The sequence below is a fragment of the Sporofaciens sp. JLR.KK001 genome (genome assembly GCF_036941055.1).
In the GTDB taxonomy this organism is placed as follows: domain Bacteria; phylum Bacillota; class Clostridia; order Lachnospirales; family Lachnospiraceae; genus Sporofaciens.
This window is the reverse complement of record NZ_JAYMNO010000002.1, coordinates 132,777-148,321: the sequence shown is the minus strand read 5'-3', so window position 1 is coordinate 148,321 and position 15,545 is coordinate 132,777. Positions and strand designations below refer to the sequence as shown.

The 15,545-nt window shown below is 40.0% G+C and carries 17 protein-coding genes; 14 read left to right on the top strand and 3 right to left on the bottom strand.

Annotation, left to right across the window (positions count from 1 at the left end):
• The first annotated feature begins 185 nt into the window (after positions 1-185).
• Together VSQ62_RS25905 and VSQ62_RS25900 are read left to right on the top strand one after the other, a co-directional pair.
• Complete coding sequence (locus tag VSQ62_RS25905) at positions 186-1,535, top strand: plasmid recombination protein (RefSeq protein WP_334638518.1); 1,350 nt, start codon at positions 186-188, stop codon at positions 1,533-1,535.
• A 19-nt stretch (positions 1,536-1,554) separates the two neighbouring features.
• Positions 1,555-1,869: a hypothetical protein gene (locus tag VSQ62_RS25900; protein WP_334637942.1), complete on the top strand. Its 315-nt coding sequence runs from the start codon at positions 1,555-1,557 to the stop codon at positions 1,867-1,869.
• Positions 1,870-1,972: 103 nt separating this feature from the next.
• Here VSQ62_RS25900 and VSQ62_RS25895 read toward each other — a convergent pair whose 3' ends face one another.
• Positions 1,973-2,335, bottom strand: a complete 363-nt coding sequence (locus tag VSQ62_RS25895) for a SymE family type I addiction module toxin (RefSeq protein WP_334637941.1) — start codon at positions 2,333-2,335, stop codon at positions 1,973-1,975.
• A gap of 448 nt (positions 2,336-2,783) precedes the next feature.
• On the opposite strand from VSQ62_RS25895, the gene VSQ62_RS25890 reads away from it, so the two are divergent.
• Together VSQ62_RS25890 and VSQ62_RS25885 are read left to right on the top strand one after the other, a co-directional pair.
• Positions 2,784-2,996 carry a helix-turn-helix domain-containing protein gene (locus VSQ62_RS25890; protein ID WP_160260579.1) on the top strand — a complete coding sequence of 71 codons (213 nt, stop codon included), beginning with the start codon at positions 2,784-2,786 and terminating at the stop codon, positions 2,994-2,996.
• An 88-nt stretch (positions 2,997-3,084) separates the two neighbouring features.
• On the top strand, positions 3,085-4,461 hold the full coding sequence (locus VSQ62_RS25885) for an ATP-binding protein (protein WP_334637940.1): 1,377 nt from the start codon (positions 3,085-3,087) through the stop codon (positions 4,459-4,461).
• 458 nt (positions 4,462-4,919) lie between these two features.
• On the opposite strand, the gene VSQ62_RS25880 is transcribed toward VSQ62_RS25885, so the two are convergent.
• Entirely contained in the window at positions 4,920-5,384 is a 465-nt protein-coding gene (locus VSQ62_RS25880) for a helix-turn-helix domain-containing protein (protein ID WP_334637939.1), read from the bottom strand.
• Positions 5,385-5,532: 148 nt separating this feature from the next.
• The gene (locus VSQ62_RS25875; RefSeq protein ID WP_334637938.1) at positions 5,533-5,958 is read right to left on the bottom strand and encodes a hypothetical protein; all 426 of its coding nucleotides are present in this window, start codon (positions 5,956-5,958) and stop codon (positions 5,533-5,535) included.
• A gap of 191 nt (positions 5,959-6,149) precedes the next feature.
• On the opposite strand from VSQ62_RS25875, the gene VSQ62_RS25870 reads away from it, so the two are divergent.
• The 10 genes from VSQ62_RS25870 to VSQ62_RS25825 all read left to right on the top strand — a co-directional run bounded on the left by VSQ62_RS25870 (position 6,150) and on the right by VSQ62_RS25825 (position 15,541).
• On the top strand, positions 6,150-6,344 hold the full coding sequence (locus tag VSQ62_RS25870; RefSeq protein ID WP_334637937.1) for a DNA-binding protein: 195 nt from the start codon (positions 6,150-6,152) through the stop codon (positions 6,342-6,344).
• A gap of 19 nt (positions 6,345-6,363) precedes the next feature.
• On the top strand, positions 6,364-6,882 hold the full coding sequence (locus tag VSQ62_RS25865; RefSeq protein ID WP_334637936.1) for a tyrosine-type recombinase/integrase: 519 nt from the start codon (positions 6,364-6,366) through the stop codon (positions 6,880-6,882).
• A 20-nt stretch (positions 6,883-6,902) separates the two neighbouring features.
• Positions 6,903-7,256 (top strand): TnpV protein, encoded by a 354-nt coding sequence (locus VSQ62_RS25860; RefSeq protein ID WP_334637935.1) that lies wholly within the window; start codon positions 6,903-6,905, stop codon positions 7,254-7,256.
• A gap of 88 nt (positions 7,257-7,344) precedes the next feature.
• Positions 7,345-8,445: a tyrosine-type recombinase/integrase gene (locus VSQ62_RS25855; RefSeq protein WP_334637934.1), complete on the top strand. Its 1,101-nt coding sequence runs from the start codon at positions 7,345-7,347 to the stop codon at positions 8,443-8,445.
• A gap of 146 nt (positions 8,446-8,591) precedes the next feature.
• A complete protein-coding gene (locus tag VSQ62_RS25850) occupies positions 8,592-10,064 on the top strand; it encodes a transposase (RefSeq protein ID WP_334636582.1) in 1,473 nt (490 codons plus the stop codon).
• A gap of 525 nt (positions 10,065-10,589) precedes the next feature.
• On the top strand, positions 10,590-11,399 hold the full coding sequence (locus VSQ62_RS25845; RefSeq protein WP_334637933.1) for a tyrosine-type recombinase/integrase: 810 nt from the start codon (positions 10,590-10,592) through the stop codon (positions 11,397-11,399).
• Between the two features lie 82 nt (positions 11,400-11,481).
• Positions 11,482-12,414 (top strand): tyrosine-type recombinase/integrase, encoded by a 933-nt coding sequence (locus tag VSQ62_RS25840; RefSeq protein WP_304973926.1) that lies wholly within the window; start codon positions 11,482-11,484, stop codon positions 12,412-12,414.
• Between the two features lie 282 nt (positions 12,415-12,696).
• Positions 12,697-12,912, top strand: coding sequence for a helix-turn-helix domain-containing protein (locus VSQ62_RS25835; RefSeq protein ID WP_334637932.1), 216 nt, complete (start codon positions 12,697-12,699; stop codon positions 12,910-12,912).
• A gap of 24 nt (positions 12,913-12,936) precedes the next feature.
• On the top strand, positions 12,937-14,670 hold the full coding sequence (locus VSQ62_RS25830) for a phosphoadenosine phosphosulfate reductase domain-containing protein (protein ID WP_334637931.1): 1,734 nt from the start codon (positions 12,937-12,939) through the stop codon (positions 14,668-14,670).
• Between the two features lies 1 nt (position 14,671).
• Positions 14,672-15,541 carry a DUF4007 family protein gene (locus tag VSQ62_RS25825; protein ID WP_334637930.1) on the top strand — a complete coding sequence of 290 codons (870 nt, stop codon included), beginning with the start codon at positions 14,672-14,674 and terminating at the stop codon, positions 15,539-15,541.
• Positions 15,542-15,545 lie beyond the last annotated feature (4 nt).

Here is a 15,545-nt window from a genome sequence, read left to right as displayed (position 1 = left end):
GTCCAACGGACAGCTTGCCCCCGGCAGGGCGCAAAACCCGCTTGCGGGTTGTATTTTTGTTGGCGTAGCTGACAAAAGAGCTTTTGCGTTACTTTCGCAGAAAGTAACAAAGGCTATGCGCCGTATCCGGCGCTCATTACCCGATAGGGAGAAAGGAAAATTTATTGAAGCGGACAATCAGCGTTATGACAGGGAAAGGCTCTGTCAACCATAACAGCAGAAAATTCCACGCAAAGAACACTGACCCGGAGCGGAGTTGTCTGAACGTGGAATACTGCAACGAAAATATCAAAGACATATACCACGAATTATTTGATGAAGCACTTGCCCGATACAATGAAAAGCAGACCAGAAGTGACCGCCGGATTGATGATTACTATGAGAAAATCTGTTCCGGCAAACAGGAAAAGCCATTCCATGAGATTATTTTGCAAATTGGGAATAAAGACGATATGGGAGCAAAAACAGAGGACGGACAGCTTGCGGCAAAAATACTTGATAAATATATGCAGGACTTTCAGCAGCGCAATCCTACATTGAGGGTGTTCTCTGCTTATCTTCACATGGACGAAGCAACGCCACATCTGCATATAGATTTTATACCCTATACGACTGGAAGCAAGCGGGGACTTGAAACAAGGGTATCATTAAAAAAGGCACTGGCAGAACTCGGCTTCAAAGGCGGCACAAGGAGCGAAACAGAGCGTAACCAGTGGGTAGCGGCAGAAAAAGAACGGCTTGCGGATATTATGCTAAAGTATGATATTGAGTGGGAGAAAAAGGGAACACATGAGAAGCATTTATCTGTTTTGGATTTTGAGAAAAAGGAGCGACAGAAAGAGGTTGCGGAACTGGAACAGACAATCTCCGGCAGTAAAAAGGAATTATCCAATATTCTTCATCAGCAGATTGCGGCAGGACAGGAAACGGAGCAGATACGGAAAGAGGGCGAAGCAATCCGGCAGGAAGTATCGGAACTTACCGCAACAAATCATCTGCTGAAAGAGCAAACGGAAACACTGACAGGGGATAAAGAAAAGCTGTTATCCGAAAATGAAAAATTGGAGAAACAGCAGAAAAAGTTACAGCAGGAAATCAACAAAATGGTGCAGTCAAAGGAAGTCATGGAGCGCAATATTCATGCCTATGATGAAGATGTGAAATGGCAGTTGGCAGAGCCGGGGGCATTGATGAGCGCAAAGGCATACCGGGATAAAAAGGCTTTACCGCTTGTGGAGAAATTGAAAGAAGTGGTAAAAAATCTGACTATCAAATGCGTACAGCTTGCAGAACAAAGCAAGAAGCTGACCGCCAAAGTGGACGGACAACAGAAACAGATTAGCCGCTTGACGGATAAGGTCATGGAGCAGAGCGACACCATAGACCGATTGCAGGAAAAAGCGACTGATTTAGGATGTTTGGAGCGTCATTTAGGCAGAGAACAAGTGCAGTCGATAGTAGAACGGTCAAAGGCAATAGAACAGGCAGAAAGGGCAATTAAACGTCCGAAACGTGCCTTTGAATTGAGCCGATAGGAAAGGGGGATTGATAGATATGACTGATATGGAAAAGAAAGTTATGATACGGCTGTGTGCTAAAATCGTAGCAGATACAGACCTTTACGAAACAGATAAGGAAGTGCAAAATCTGATAGACTGGGTGTGCCTTTCGGAGCAGATAAAAGAAAACAATAATACAATCCGTAATCTTACCGGGGAATATAAGAAGATAGAGCCGGATTGCCGGGAGGGAGTGCGGGCGCAGTTGGAGCGAATGAAAGAACTCTGCAAAGAGCGGAACAATCTTTATGAAAAACAGAACGATTTGAAAGGGCAGAAATGGAAGATTGAGAAATTGTTAGAGAAATAAAAGATTGCCGGAGAATGACAATGATAGAAAGTCATTCTCCGGCATTGTTACGTCAAACATATAGCCAATATTGAAATTTATCATTATTTGTGTTCCGAGCCAGTTACTTAGGCTTTTCGGTGCTAAAAATAACAAGTTTGTTTTGAAAACATTCAACGGAGATATGAGAGCCGATAGGGAAGCCAAAATCTTCTACCCACTTTCCTTGTAAAGAAATTTTAGGAATAGAGGTCTGATAGCCAGAAGCCTCTTGTACTTTTAAATTTCGGGTAGGAATAGGGTGCGTTTCGTAAGAGAAATTTGTACTCAAATTGAAGTGTTGCAGGATAGTAAATATTCTGGCAAGCATGGTATCATGCCCTAGTCTGCAAGGTTCGGTAAAATCAATATGACCTTGCCAGTTCCCTATCTTTTGTAATTCATATAAGAGCAGAGGTTTGTTATATGAAACAAATTCTGCTAACATACAAAGATTATTTAGCTGATAGAGGGAATCCACAATAGAATAAAATTCCCGGTCATTTAGGCTTCTCTTAGAATAAAAATTCTGAAAGTCTGTGTCGCTTGACATCATAAGAAATCGGAAATTTTCGATAAAGCTCCGTTGCTTGTCTTGTGATTCCAGTTTTTCATATTCCCGTCTTATGTATCGGGAAAGATTTTTTTCAATTTCTAAAATGAGTATCACCGCCTTTGCATAATATAGTGGAAGTTTATAAAAATTTAATAATTACACATCACCTCGCTCAAATCACAAATATAATAAAAATATCACACGTATAAATGAGATTATACATATAAAAATGTGAAAAGTCAATAGCATACGGTAAGAAATAAGTTAAGAAACACATGATACTTTGATTTTTCACATTTATTCATGTATAATCTTTGAAAAAGCATAACGAGGTGATTGTATGGCTATGGCTTCTAAAATCCGTATTCTTCTAATTGAAAGAAACATGAAGATTAAGGACTTGGCACAAATGCTTGGATATAGTGGAAATAATTTGAGCAATAAATTGAGAGATGATAACTTTTCGGAAAAGGAATTGAGAAAGATAGCGGAGTTGTTGGATTGTGATTTTGATGCTACATTTACTTTGAGAGATACGGGGAAAGTGATTTAATAACCTAAATTTTCATTGTGAATGTTTTAAAAAATGATGTTAATATCATGTATATATATTAATTAAAAGAAAATGGGGTAAAAATATTATGCAATATGAAGAAACTATAGTAAGTGAAATGAAGTTGCCAGAATTAGTTAATGTACAGGAGAATTATTTCAATGATATAAAATCAAAAATGATAAAACCAGCAAAATTATCTGAAAGTGTTTCTGCATTTGCTAATGCAAGCGGCGGTGATATTTATGTTGGTATAGATGAAAATACAAAAACAAAATGTAGACAATGGAATGGATTTGTAAATGTAGAGGAAGCCAATTCCATTATACAAATGCTAGAAAGTTTAGCTCCTTTGTCAAATTACTATTCAATATGTTATTTGCAACATCCTGTGCTTAAAACGTACGTAATGCAAATTACAATATTAAAAACAAATGATATTATTTATGCGACAAATCAAATGGCTTATGTTAGAAAAAATGCTCAAAAATTGCCGATTGATACGCAAGAAAAATTAGATAGATTAAAACTGGATAAGGGTATAATACAATTTGAAAATGAATTAGTTAGAGAATCAAGTATTGATGATGTAGAGGATTCAGAGGCATTTCAATTATTTTCAGACAATGTTGTTCCCAATATTGATAAAGAAAAGTGGTTGCAGAAACAGAGGTTATATAAAGAAGGACATTTGACTGTTGCAGGAAGTTTGTTGTTTATGGATGAACCGCAAATTGTATTACCGAAAAGATCTGCGATTAAAATATATAGATATAAAACTTCTGAACAAGCCGATAGAGATTATCTTGATGGAACTCCACTAACAATTGAGGGTAGTGCTTATAATCAGATATATGCAGCAATAGCTAAATCAAAAGAAATAGTAGAATCAATACGTAAATTGGATAAGAAATTTGAGAATGTTGTATATCCAGAGGAAACGTTGCATGAAATTATAACAAATGCGGTATTACATAGAGATTATAGCATTGCGACAGATATACAAATAAGAATTTATGATAATAGAGTAGAGATTGAGAGTCCGGGAAAATTGCCGGGTTCTGTTACAGTAAAAAATATACTTGATGCGCAATCAGCTCGGAATCCTAAATTAGTTCGTATAATCAATAAGTTTCCTGAAGCACCTAATAAGGATGTCGGAGAGGGGTTAAATACGGCTTTTGAAGCTATGAAACGTTTACGATTAAAAGAGCCTTATATAATCGAAAATGAGAATTCTGTTTTGGTAGTCATCAAACATGAAAAGTTGGCTTCCCCAGAAGAAATGGTTATGGATTATTTAGAAACACATGAAGAGATTAAGAATAAAGAAGGGAGAAATTTAACCGGTATAAAATCAGAGAATATGATGAAAAACGTATTTAAAAGGTTGAAAAAGGCAGGTTTGTTAGAACGTGTTCCCGGAAAATTTGGTCCGGCATCTGCTTGGAGAAAAGTAAAATAGATTATATTTTGTAATTGAACTTCATGAAGTGATAAGTGCGTTTGTTTGGATAAGTAAGCGAGTAGTAGATAATTATTTTCTTGATTTTTCCTTGATGATGCTATAGACATGGTGCTAGCACCATGTAAATGAAGTCGATAAGGAGAAAATCATTTTGGTGCCAAAACGGTGCCAAGAAATCATGCAAATAAAAATACGCTACACAAAAACAACGATTTTACGCTGTTTTCCGCAATAAAAAGCATAGAAAATACCACAAAAAACGCTATTCAAATACCGTGAGGGTGGCAGAACTGTTGGATCTGGTCGTGTGGCTACTATCATCGAGTAATTATAATTTATTCAGTAAAATCAAGGCTTTCGGGGATTTCTCCGAAAGCCTTTTTATGTGAAAAGCCACTTTAGAGAATTAAAGTGGCTACAAAATGGCTACGATATTTTATTCCTGCGTTGTTTTTCTACTTTATATCCTTCAGATCAGCGGCTCTTTCGGGAGAGGTATGATTTTTCTTCAGCATTTTTGCATATTCAAACAGATCTCGTCTGGTTATATCGTCCAGTACATATAAATCCGCAATCAACTCATCTACCATAGGCAGTTCTGTGTAATCGAATTTTTTCAATATGCGGGCAGTACGATCCGATATATAGGCGTTCTTATGACTGTTAATATTCCACTTTTCATTGTCAGATGGAAGTGCCGGTAAGGTTTCGATATCGTCATAGGGATTATCTTTACAGATAGAACTAATGGGGATATCCAATATATTAGAAATTCTAAGTGCAGTGTCAAAACGAATAGCAGTGTCCCGCTGGATAATCGAATAAAGCGTTGTAGGCGCAATTTTTGCCTTTAGTGCCAGTTCTTTTACTGTCATTCCCTTGTTGTCCAAAATATCTTTTAAATTCTGTCCATAACCCATGTAATTACATTCCTTTCTGTTAAATGTTTTTTATTTAATTTTTATAAATGTGTTCTTACAATAAACTGAAGGTTTTTGAATTCACTTTTTATGATTATGTTTCTTTTCAACACTTTTACGCAGTTTTTCAATCTTTTGTTATATTCACTTAATCCTTATAGTAACTTAGCATATGTTCATAAATGTTTCTGCTCTGTTTTTCATCTCCCCATGATAAAGGGTCATCGGCATAGCATAGAGTCCAAAATGGTTCTATGTCCTGAATATTTCCGGGAAGACTTTCCCATAAGCTATACATTCGATTTGCAAAATATTCAATATCCGAGCAGTTTGCATAAATCGTCTCTAATTTGCTCATTAAAATTCTGCCAAACCGTTCAAGGTCAAGCTTTTTGTAATCAATATGTGTCCTTATATAAATAATAGCTTTTTTAATGTCTGTTTCCCATTCCAAATAAAGAAAATCATCGTTTTCGGGGTTGTTGAGAAATAATTCATCAAGCCGTTTATTGTAGTCGGTTTCTGTTACTAATTCCTCATAAAGCAAAATAGCATAAACTAACAATTCCTCCATGATAATGCCCCCAATTCCTAATCTGTCTTATAAACAATATTATACCATCGCACGATGTATTATGCAATTCGTAAATATCAAAAAATAATTTTAAAATAGTATTGACAAAATAAACAACAAGTAATAATATTAGATTAATCATAATACGAAATGCGTAATTGGAGAAAATATAATGCGAAAGGAGAATTGATATGGAAAAGACAAACTATATGATGACTGTTGATGATGTCACTCAGGAGTTGGGCGTGTCAAAACAGAAAGGGTATCGCATTATCCGTCAGCTTAACGAAGAGTTGTCGGCTGCTGGATATATGACGGTACAGGCAAAAGTACCCCGTACATATTGGAGTGAAAGATTTTACTTCGGCAAAAGAAATATCGGATAAAGAAGGGAGTGATTATACAATGGCAGTATCCAAAGATATGGAAAAAGGCACATGGACTTCACAGATATGGATGGAGGACTGGCAGGGCAAGAAAAAGCATAAGAAGAAGCGGGGATTTGCAAGTAAAAAGGAAGCCTTGGAATGGGAGCGCAATACGCTGTTGGCGTCAAAAACAGATATGAACATGAAGTTGGCAGATTTTGTAGAGGTATATTTCAGGGATAAAGATGGCGAGTTGAAACAGCGCACGATTCGGAATAAGCGTTACATGATTGAACATCATATTATCCCGCTGTTAGGTAATAAGGCTATGGATAGTATAACACCAGCGGATATTATTCAGTGGCAGAACAAGATACGATCCAAAGGATTTAAGGAAACTTATCAGCGTATGCTTCAAAATCAGATGACGGCATTATTTACCCATGCAGCAAAGATTTACAACTTAAAAGATAATCCCTGCACGAAAGTAAAACGCATTGAGAGAGATACACAGGAAAAACAAAAAACTAATAAAAAGCATGATATTAGCTTATAAGAAAGAGAGAGGACAATGCTATGAATTTAACGTATGAAAAATGTGGAGATTATTTGATACAGAACTTAATTCCTGATCCGGAGCCGGAGGGAGAGTTGAGGAAATTTGGACTGATGAGGAAATCCTATTTGGACAATCATAGGAGAGGTATTTATTCGGGATTACTGTTATCTGGCGAATTAAAGAAGCATCTGTTGATGATACAGGAACAGGCAGAGGAGAGATTTGATTTACTTGTGGAGCAGATGGCAAAACAGGAGGGCGTGACGGAGCAGTTAAAGGCACAGGATCAAATGCTTTGGGTAGGACAAATCAAAACTTTTGGATTTTTCCTGAAATCCAAACTTCAAAAAAATCCAAACTTTTACTCATAACCTCAATGAATGCAGTGTTTTGAAGGAAAAAAGTTTGGATTTCTTTTTTTCTTCATCTCCAGCTATCATAATGATGGAGGTGATATAGATGAATTTATTTCATTCAGACAAAACTTATGAAGATCTTCTTCAGGACATGCAGAAGGATGGATACAGCCAGAATTATATGAAATGTGTTAGACGCGAAATCCGCTGGTTGGAAAACCATCAGAACATTTATCATTTTGCTTCTTTTGAAGCTGCCTGTCAGATAAGGGTGGCGCAGACTTCGTCCCCGGAAACACAGGCAAACCGAAAAACGATTTATAATCTTTTTCACCGTTACAGCAAATATGGTAGCTTATCAGAAGGGAAACGTAATCCGCTTTTCAGGTTCGGGGCATACACACAGTTGATCGAGGAGTTTAAAAGCCTGCTTGATATTTATGAAAAAGAAAGCTACAGGCGCGGCCTTAAAACGGGGACAGTAAGGGCCAGTATCTCTGCCTGCAGCGGCCTTTTATTAGCTTTGCAGTCCTCCGGCTTCCGGTCACTGGAGGATGTGACAGAGCGGGATGTCCTGGATTATTTCTCCCGCAAAAAGCTCAGCAGCAGCACAAAGGTTAATATCGCATCTGTATTTGAAGCACAGACGGGCAGTTATTTCGATTCTGCCAGGCGCATCCTCACATACCTTCCCAATCTGCATCGCCGGCGAAAAAATATCCAGTATCTTACGGAAGAGGAAACCCAGGCTGTTCGCAGCGTACTTTCCGACAGTGAGGGTGGGCTTTGCCTGCGCAACCGTGCCATTGGCACTATCCTTTATTTTACAGGGATGAGATCCAGCGATGTGGCCGCCCTGAAATTTTCCGACATAGACTGGAAGAAAGAGGAGATCCGGATCGCCCAGAAAAAAACTGGTGAAGAACTGCTCCTCCCCCTCACGGCAGCAGTCGGCAATGCTATTTTTGACTATGCCACACAAGAACGCCCCGACAGCAACGATGAACACATTTTTCTCTGTAGAACAACCCCCTGTAGACCGATCAGCCCGGGCACAGTGGGAAATATAGCCCCAAAAGTATATGAAGCTGCCTCCATACGCCAAAACGAGCAGTCTCGGAAACTCTTTAAGCCCGAATTTCCGCTCTTTTTTCATGTTCTTCTTTTTTGCTTTCCTCCATATCCCGGAAAACATTTTTGTTAAATTTTCAAAAAAGTATTGACATATAAGTCAAAATGTGCGGCGCGTTTGGTGACCATATACGCCAGTCACCAAACGCGCCCCTTGTAGTTAAGAAGCGTCTGTGCCACACGCACAGCATTAAACTAAACTACTAGGAGGTGCACTTTATGATCAAGTACTGGCAGTCCATGCAAGATTACAAGTACTTTCTCAACGAATCCAAAGTCCATTTCGATTCCTCTGAAAGAGTCCGGCTCCATACGGAGCTTTGGAAACCTTGGCAGAAACTCCGCCTTTTCGATACCGATAAGGCCATGGAGTTCCTTCTGCCCTTTTACTCCAACACTGGCAGGCCCGCTAAGAACCAGCCACAAATCTTAAGGTCTTTTATCCTTTTCTTTCTTCTATTTTCAGAAGGTTTGGCCAAGCTATCCCTTACCCTTTGGGTCGACAGGCTCAAACATGACCGCCTCCTTGCCGCTCTCATCGGCTGCACTACGGATTCCCTGCCGCCCCTCGGTTCTTATTTTGACTTCATGGACAGGCTCTGGACTGCACCGCCAACGGACTTATATGCGCGGGACAAACTGCTTCCGGCTTCCTGGAACACCAAAAAGCCGGATAAGCCCAAAGGCAAAAAACAGAAAGCACAGGAGGCAAAGCCCAAAATCACAGAATCTATCGAAAAACGGCTCATGAGCGGGAAGGATATCCCTTTTAACTTTGAAGGGCGGCTGCAGCGCTTCTTCTATCACGTGGCTGTCCTGCCTTCCATGGAATCCGGTCTCATACCAAGGGAACACCTTACGGTTTCCGGAGACGGCACCGCCGTGCATACCCATGCCTGCCCACGCGGGCACCACAGGGTTGGCGCACCGGAAAACCTGCGGCATTTCCCCGACCCCGATGCTTCCTGGGGCTGGGACAGCGACCTGGAAAAATATTACTTCGGCTACACTTTGTTCCAATTATCCTGCTATAACAGTGAACTCAGGACAGATCTCCCCCTGCTTCTGCGTTTTACCAGTGCAAAGCGTCATGATTCGGTCAATTTCCTTGTCGCTTTCCATGAACTAGAAAAACATATGCCGGCTGTTTCCACCTCGAATATGTGCCTGGATTCTGCAATGGACAATTACCCCACCTACCGGATCCTTAAAAACAGGGGAATACGGGCCTTCATCGACCTGAACGACAAATGCGGCCGGCCAAAAACAATTCCTGATACCATCACCATTGACAAAGATGGAACGCCCTTATGTCAGGAAAAACTGCGCATGAAGCCTAACGGTTATGACAAATCCAGCGGTTACCTCATGTGGCGCTGCCCCTATGGGAAAGATCACTGTTCCAAATGTAAAAACTCCTGCACCGATTCCAAATATGGGAGAGTCGTCAAGACCCGGCCCGAATGGGATATCCGGCTTTACACCGACGTCCCCCGCGGCACAGATGCTTATAAGAAGATTTATAATCAACGCACCGCCACGGAACGTATCAACAACCGCATCCTCAATGATTACGGACTGCACCGTATGTTCATACACACAAAGGAGCATTATTCTTTCATGACGACCATGATTGGAATCTGCATCCATCTGGATGCCCGCTATAAACAGCAGGTGCAGGCAGCGGCATAAACCAAGTTTCCTGCTTCTGGATTCTTTCAGGCCTGTTTTCCGACAGGTTTTAAAGTCATGCACATTTTTATTCTTTACGCTCTCTGGACTGCTCAAGCCCCATAATCATCCATCCCTTATCCCTCTCATTTCTGAAAATCAACCCTTTCCTGCTTATTCTCTATTGAGTTTCCGAGAGTGCTCAAAACAAAGGTGACAGGAAAGGGGCGCATCTGTTCCGTCATAACCTGGCGGCTTCATTTGCAGGCTCCGGCATCCCAGCCCCTGTCATCAGTTCCACTCTTGGACACAGCGATCCAGACTCGCTGAACCACTATCTTTCGGCGGATATCAGCCATTTACGGGAATGCGCAATCGGCATCAGAGAGTTTCCTGTCAGTGAGGAGGTGTTCCAATGGTGAGTTATCAATCCGGGTTTGCTGACCTTATAGAAAAGTATGTGTTTTACCAGGAATCGTCTGGTTCCTGGAGTGAAGTAAGGGCGCGAAATCTAAGGTACTTTGAGGCAGGGCCTTATGCCAGGAAATGGTTGATGCGTGGTGTCAGAAACGTGATACAGAAACAAAATCCTCCTGTATTACACGGACAGGGGTAATCCGCAGCTTTATCAGTTATCTTCAAAAGCGCAGGATGACAGACGTCCTGCCTATGCCGGTTCCGAAAGCAGAAAAAAGGACCCGAGTTCCACATGCATTCACAAGAGAAGAACTGCAAAATTTTTTCCATGAATGCGACAGCATAGTCCCCTATAAGCCCTCTCCCAAATTTCTCCTCCCCAAAATGACGTGCCCTGTATTTTTCAGGCTTCTATACAGCAGCGGCATACGGACAACAGAAGCCCGGAAACTGAAACGAAGCGAAGTCGACCTGGTACATGGGGTTCTTAACATTCATGAAACAAAAGGATACGCCCAGCATTATGTGGCCCTCCACGACAGCATGACAGACCTGCTGAAACAGTACGACCGGGAAGTGGAGAAAATTTATCCCGGGAGGACATATTTTTTTGAGAATGCGATGGGCAACGGTTATTCCAGGCAATGGGTGGTCTATATATTCCGAAAGCTGTGGGAAAAAGCAAACGGCAAAAACAACAGGCCCGTGGCGTATGAACTTAGGCATCATTATGCGGTAGAAAACATCAACCGGTGGGAGGAAGATGCCTTCGGGTTCAGCGAAAAGCTCCTTTATCTTTCAAAATCCATGGGGCATAGCGAAATAAACGCGACGTTATACTATTATTCCATTGTGCCGGGAATGTCTGATATCCTTCGGGAAAAAACGGAAACCGGCTTCAATGAGATCATACCGGAGGTACCCGATGAAAAAGAATGATGAATCTGCCAAAATCGCATACTTTATTTCTGACTTTTTAAATACATATGCCCCAACTTTCCTCACAAACAGCAGACACACTTTGAAATCATACAAGGACAGCCTGGTTTTATACCTCTCATTTCTGGAAACGGAGAATATAAAACCCGACTGTTTCAGCCGGGAATGCTTTGAAAGGGCATGGCTTGAAAAATGGATACTCTGGCTGAAAGAAACCCGCCAGTGCAGCGCGGACACCTGCAATGTACGGTTGGGGTCACTGCGGGTATTCCTTGAATATCTGGGAGAGAAAGATATCGAATACTTATATCTTTATCAGGAAGCGAAAAAAATCAAACGGCAAAAATGCACCAAAAAGAAAGTATGTGGGCTTACACGGAATGCTGTTGCGGCAATGCTCTCCGCGCCGGATCTCTCAACAAGGACAGGGAAACGGGACGTTGTATTTCTGACTGTGCTTTATGCCACTGCAGGACGTCTTGACGAGATACGGTCCATAAAGATATCCCATATCCATTTGGATGAGCCAAAGCCCTACATTATACTTTTGGGAAAAGGCGGAAAAATGAGGACAGCGTATCTTCTTCCGCGTGCCGTTGCAAATATCCGTATATATCTGAAAGAATTCCATGGCGAGAAGCCAGAACCGGAAGCATATCTTTTTTATTCCCGTGTGGGAGGACGGAAAACAAAGCTTTCTGAACCCGCACTTGATAAGCGGATTAAGCTGTGTGCGAAAATCGCCCATGAGAAATGTCCAGAGGTGCCACTTGGCGCACATGCCCACCAATTCAGGCATGCGAAAGCATCCCACTGGCTTGAGGATGGCATTAGTATTGTTCAGATCAGCTTTCTGCTTGGCCATGAGCAGTTAGAAACAACAATGAAATATCTTGATATAACAACGGAAGAAAAAGCAAGCGCCCTTGCCACTTTGGAGATGGAGAGAGAAAAATCTCCGAATAAAAAGTGGAAAAACAACGATGGAACATTGTCTGGCTTCTGCGGCCTGTAAGTATACGTCCAAAAAGAAATCCAAACTTTTTCCCCTCAAAACACTGTATTCATTGAGGTTATGAGTAAAAGTTTGGATTTCTTTGAAGTTTGGATTTTGCGGAGAATGAATAATATTCGGGCGAGGGCAGAGGAGATTGTGAGGGAAGAAATTGTATACAAATTGTAGAATATAGGCAGCAATGAAATTGGTCTAAAAAGTTTCTTGAAAAATCATATTATATGGATTATACTGATAAAGTATTGAAAAACAATCTTATTCATATTATAAAGGAAAACAAATATGGTTAGAAATGACATTGAAATTGATACTAAGATTAAGTGTTTGGAGGCAAAAATGACACAGCAACAATTAGGTGAAGCAATAGGTACAACTGGACAATACGTAAATCGCATCATTAAGAAGAGGGAGGGAGTTGTGAATAAAACTTTTGTTCAGATGATGGAAGCATTAGGTTATGATATAGTGCTGACCTATGAGAAGAGAGAGGAAAAATAGGGTATGTAGAAATGAGGAATTATCATGGTAGAAAGAATTTGCCCGAAATGTAAAATACCGATGAACACTAGTAAATGTGTCAAAGCTTCTTGTCAGGAAAAAACAGTTATGTCTACAACTTTGTATTGGTGTAGCCATTGCAATGTTCCGATTTTTGAGTCAGTATGTCCAAAGTGCGGAAGTGAAAGTAAGTACATTGCAACAGATATAAGACCTGTTTTTCCAGAAGAAAGATTGTTGTTGGCTTTGATACAGGAGAAGGAAAACCCCTATTGTTATGATAGTGCATCGGTGTGGTATGGCGGTGGGGCATATATTATAAATGGAAAAAAAGAAAAGATTTCCGTAACTGAAATAAACAAATGGTCTCTTGAAAAGATTAAGTCTATAAAAGAAGCATATGATAGTTTGGCGGAGGGTATCGATCAATCGTACTTTGAAGAGAATATAGCTTTATTTGTTGAGACTAACACAGATAGATATAATTATATTACTGAAGAGGCAATGAGGTTTGTTCTGACGTATAAGGATAAATTTGAAATTAGGGATATGATGGTGTCTTTTAGCGGAGGGAAGGATTCAACGGTTACGTCTCATATTGTAAATACTGCATTGGGAACAAATCAGGTATTGCATGTATTTGGGGATACTACATTGGAGTTCCCAACAACTCTTGAATATAAGAAGCGGTTTAACAAGAATGAAGAGTCAAAAGGCGTTAGAATATTAACTGCGAAGAATAGAGAAAAAAATTTTGAGGAATTATGTGAGATTGTTGGTCCTCCTAGCCGCGTTATGAGGTGGTGTTGTACTGTTTTTAAAACCGGGGCAATCCAGAAAACAATTGCATCAGCATTTAAAGATAAGACAAATATTTTGAGCTTTCAAGGTATTCGACATAACGAATCAACAAGTAGAAGTAAGTATGAGCGTGAGAGTGAAAGTCCTAAGATTGCAAAGCAGATAGTAGTTTCACCAATCATTGAGTGGATTGATTATGATGTTTGGCTTTATATTCTTACAACAGGAATTGATTTTAATCATGCATATAGATTGGGTTATACAAGAGTAGGATGTTGGTGTTGTCCAAATAACGGAGCTTGGTCAGAATTTTTATCAAAAGTACATTTGTATGAGCGGTATGTATATTGGCATGACATATTATTAGAATTTGCAAAAAAAGTAGGAAAATTAGATGCAGAAGATTATGTGAATGATGGAAAATGGAAAGCCCGTCAGGGGGGGAATGGTCTTGATGCTGCACAGACTTCTATTGTGTCATTTGAGCCTTGTGCAACTGAGGAGAATGCATTTAATTATGAATTGCAACGTCCAATTAGTGATGAACTATATGAATTATTTAAGCCATTTGGAGTGATTAACAAAGAACTTGGTAATAAAAGATTAGGTGAGGTTTATGTTATTGGTTCTAATGGCATGGTGGCATTAATATTACAAGGACGTATTGGAGGTACAAAACTTAAGGTAACAATCAAGAATATCCACATAGCGGGTGCAAGGACATTAAGTGTGGCGGAAGGTAAGGTGCAGTGCCAGCTTACCAAATATCAAATGTGTTTGGGCTGTAAGGCGTGTGAAAGCGTATGCAGACACGATGCGATCAGCGTTAAAGACGATGGAACTGGCAAAGCCATATATTCAATAGACGATAATAGATGTGTGCGTTGCACAGAGTGTGTGGGGCATTTTAATGCAGGGTGCTATATGAGAAAAGTATTATGCATAAAGAGGAGCTAGTATGGCGGATGAAAAAATAAAAATCAGGCTTCAGGGACATGAAAAGTTTGTTTTGCGAGAAGGCTGGCTGAATAAGGGAATCACACAGGTTAAAGAGAATCCTGTAGTTTTTTTGGGTAAAGATGCCCCGGATGTATTTGGTATTGGTAATAATATGGTCAAGTCTTTAAGATATTGGTTAAAAGTATTTGGTCTAATAGTAGAAAAAGGTGTATCAGGAGCAAATTTGACTGATTGTGGTGAAGTAATTAAAAAGTACGATGCTTATTTTGAAGATATATTTACATTATGGGTATTACATTCAAACATAGTCCATAATGCTGAAGAGGCGACTGCCTGGTACGTGTTCTTTAATCGTTGTGATATTGAAGACATGGAAAAAGAACAAATTGTGCAGATTTTAATTAGAGAACTGAATAAGCATACAAATCATATGACGTTTTCCGAAAAGTCATTGAGAAGTGATGTTGATGTAATTTTGAGTATGTATAGCAAAGTAAAAGAAATGGTTGATCCGGAAGATAAAAATATCTCGCCGTTTGCTCAGTTGGATTTAATAAAGAATACAGATGGAAATTATACAAAGTCACAGCCGGACAGAAGGAAGGTGACGGAATGGAATATCTTGTATGAATTGGCAGGGCATCTATGTGAAAAGGACTTCATTTCTATAGACGAAGTATCGGAAGGGACTGGGAGCATATGTTCTATATATCAAATTGGGAGTATGGCGGTTAATGAGTATTTGGATAAGCTGGATGCAATGGAATATATAAGGGTAGATAGGACAGCAGGATTGGACATGATATATAAAGTTTCGGATATGACTCGGGAAGAAGTTATGAAAGCGTATTACGAAGCACATAGATAGGAGC

Excerpts from the sequence above, each read along its gene's own strand:
- VSQ62_RS25875 (WP_334637938.1), bottom strand. The coding sequence starts at position 5,958 with ATGGAGGAATTGTTAGTTTATGCTATTTTGCTTTATGAGGAATTAGTA.
- VSQ62_RS25905 (WP_334638518.1), top strand. The coding sequence starts at position 186 with ATGACAGGGAAAGGCTCTGTCAACCATAACAGCAGAAAATTCCACGCA.
- VSQ62_RS25835 (WP_334637932.1), top strand. The coding sequence starts at position 12,697 with ATGGTTAGAAATGACATTGAAATTGATACTAAGATTAAGTGTTTGGAG.
- VSQ62_RS25855 (WP_334637934.1), top strand. The coding sequence starts at position 7,345 with ATGAATTTATTTCATTCAGACAAAACTTATGAAGATCTTCTTCAGGAC.
- VSQ62_RS25880 (WP_334637939.1), bottom strand. The coding sequence starts at position 5,384 with ATGGGTTATGGACAGAATTTAAAAGATATTTTGGACAACAAGGGAATG.
- VSQ62_RS25825 (WP_334637930.1), top strand. The coding sequence starts at position 14,672 with ATGGCGGATGAAAAAATAAAAATCAGGCTTCAGGGACATGAAAAGTTT.
- VSQ62_RS25895 (WP_334637941.1), bottom strand. The coding sequence starts at position 2,335 with ATGTTAGCAGAATTTGTTTCATATAACAAACCTCTGCTCTTATATGAA.
- VSQ62_RS25885 (WP_334637940.1), top strand. The coding sequence starts at position 3,085 with ATGCAATATGAAGAAACTATAGTAAGTGAAATGAAGTTGCCAGAATTA.
- VSQ62_RS25865 (WP_334637936.1), top strand. The coding sequence starts at position 6,364 with ATGGCAGTATCCAAAGATATGGAAAAAGGCACATGGACTTCACAGATA.
- VSQ62_RS25870 (WP_334637937.1), top strand. The coding sequence starts at position 6,150 with ATGGAAAAGACAAACTATATGATGACTGTTGATGATGTCACTCAGGAG.
- VSQ62_RS25830 (WP_334637931.1), top strand. The coding sequence starts at position 12,937 with ATGGTAGAAAGAATTTGCCCGAAATGTAAAATACCGATGAACACTAGT.
- VSQ62_RS25900 (WP_334637942.1), top strand. The coding sequence starts at position 1,555 with ATGACTGATATGGAAAAGAAAGTTATGATACGGCTGTGTGCTAAAATC.
- VSQ62_RS25850 (WP_334636582.1), top strand. The coding sequence starts at position 8,592 with ATGATCAAGTACTGGCAGTCCATGCAAGATTACAAGTACTTTCTCAAC.
- VSQ62_RS25845 (WP_334637933.1), top strand. The coding sequence starts at position 10,590 with ATGGTTGATGCGTGGTGTCAGAAACGTGATACAGAAACAAAATCCTCC.
- VSQ62_RS25860 (WP_334637935.1), top strand. The coding sequence starts at position 6,903 with ATGAATTTAACGTATGAAAAATGTGGAGATTATTTGATACAGAACTTA.
- VSQ62_RS25890 (WP_160260579.1), top strand. The coding sequence starts at position 2,784 with ATGGCTATGGCTTCTAAAATCCGTATTCTTCTAATTGAAAGAAACATG.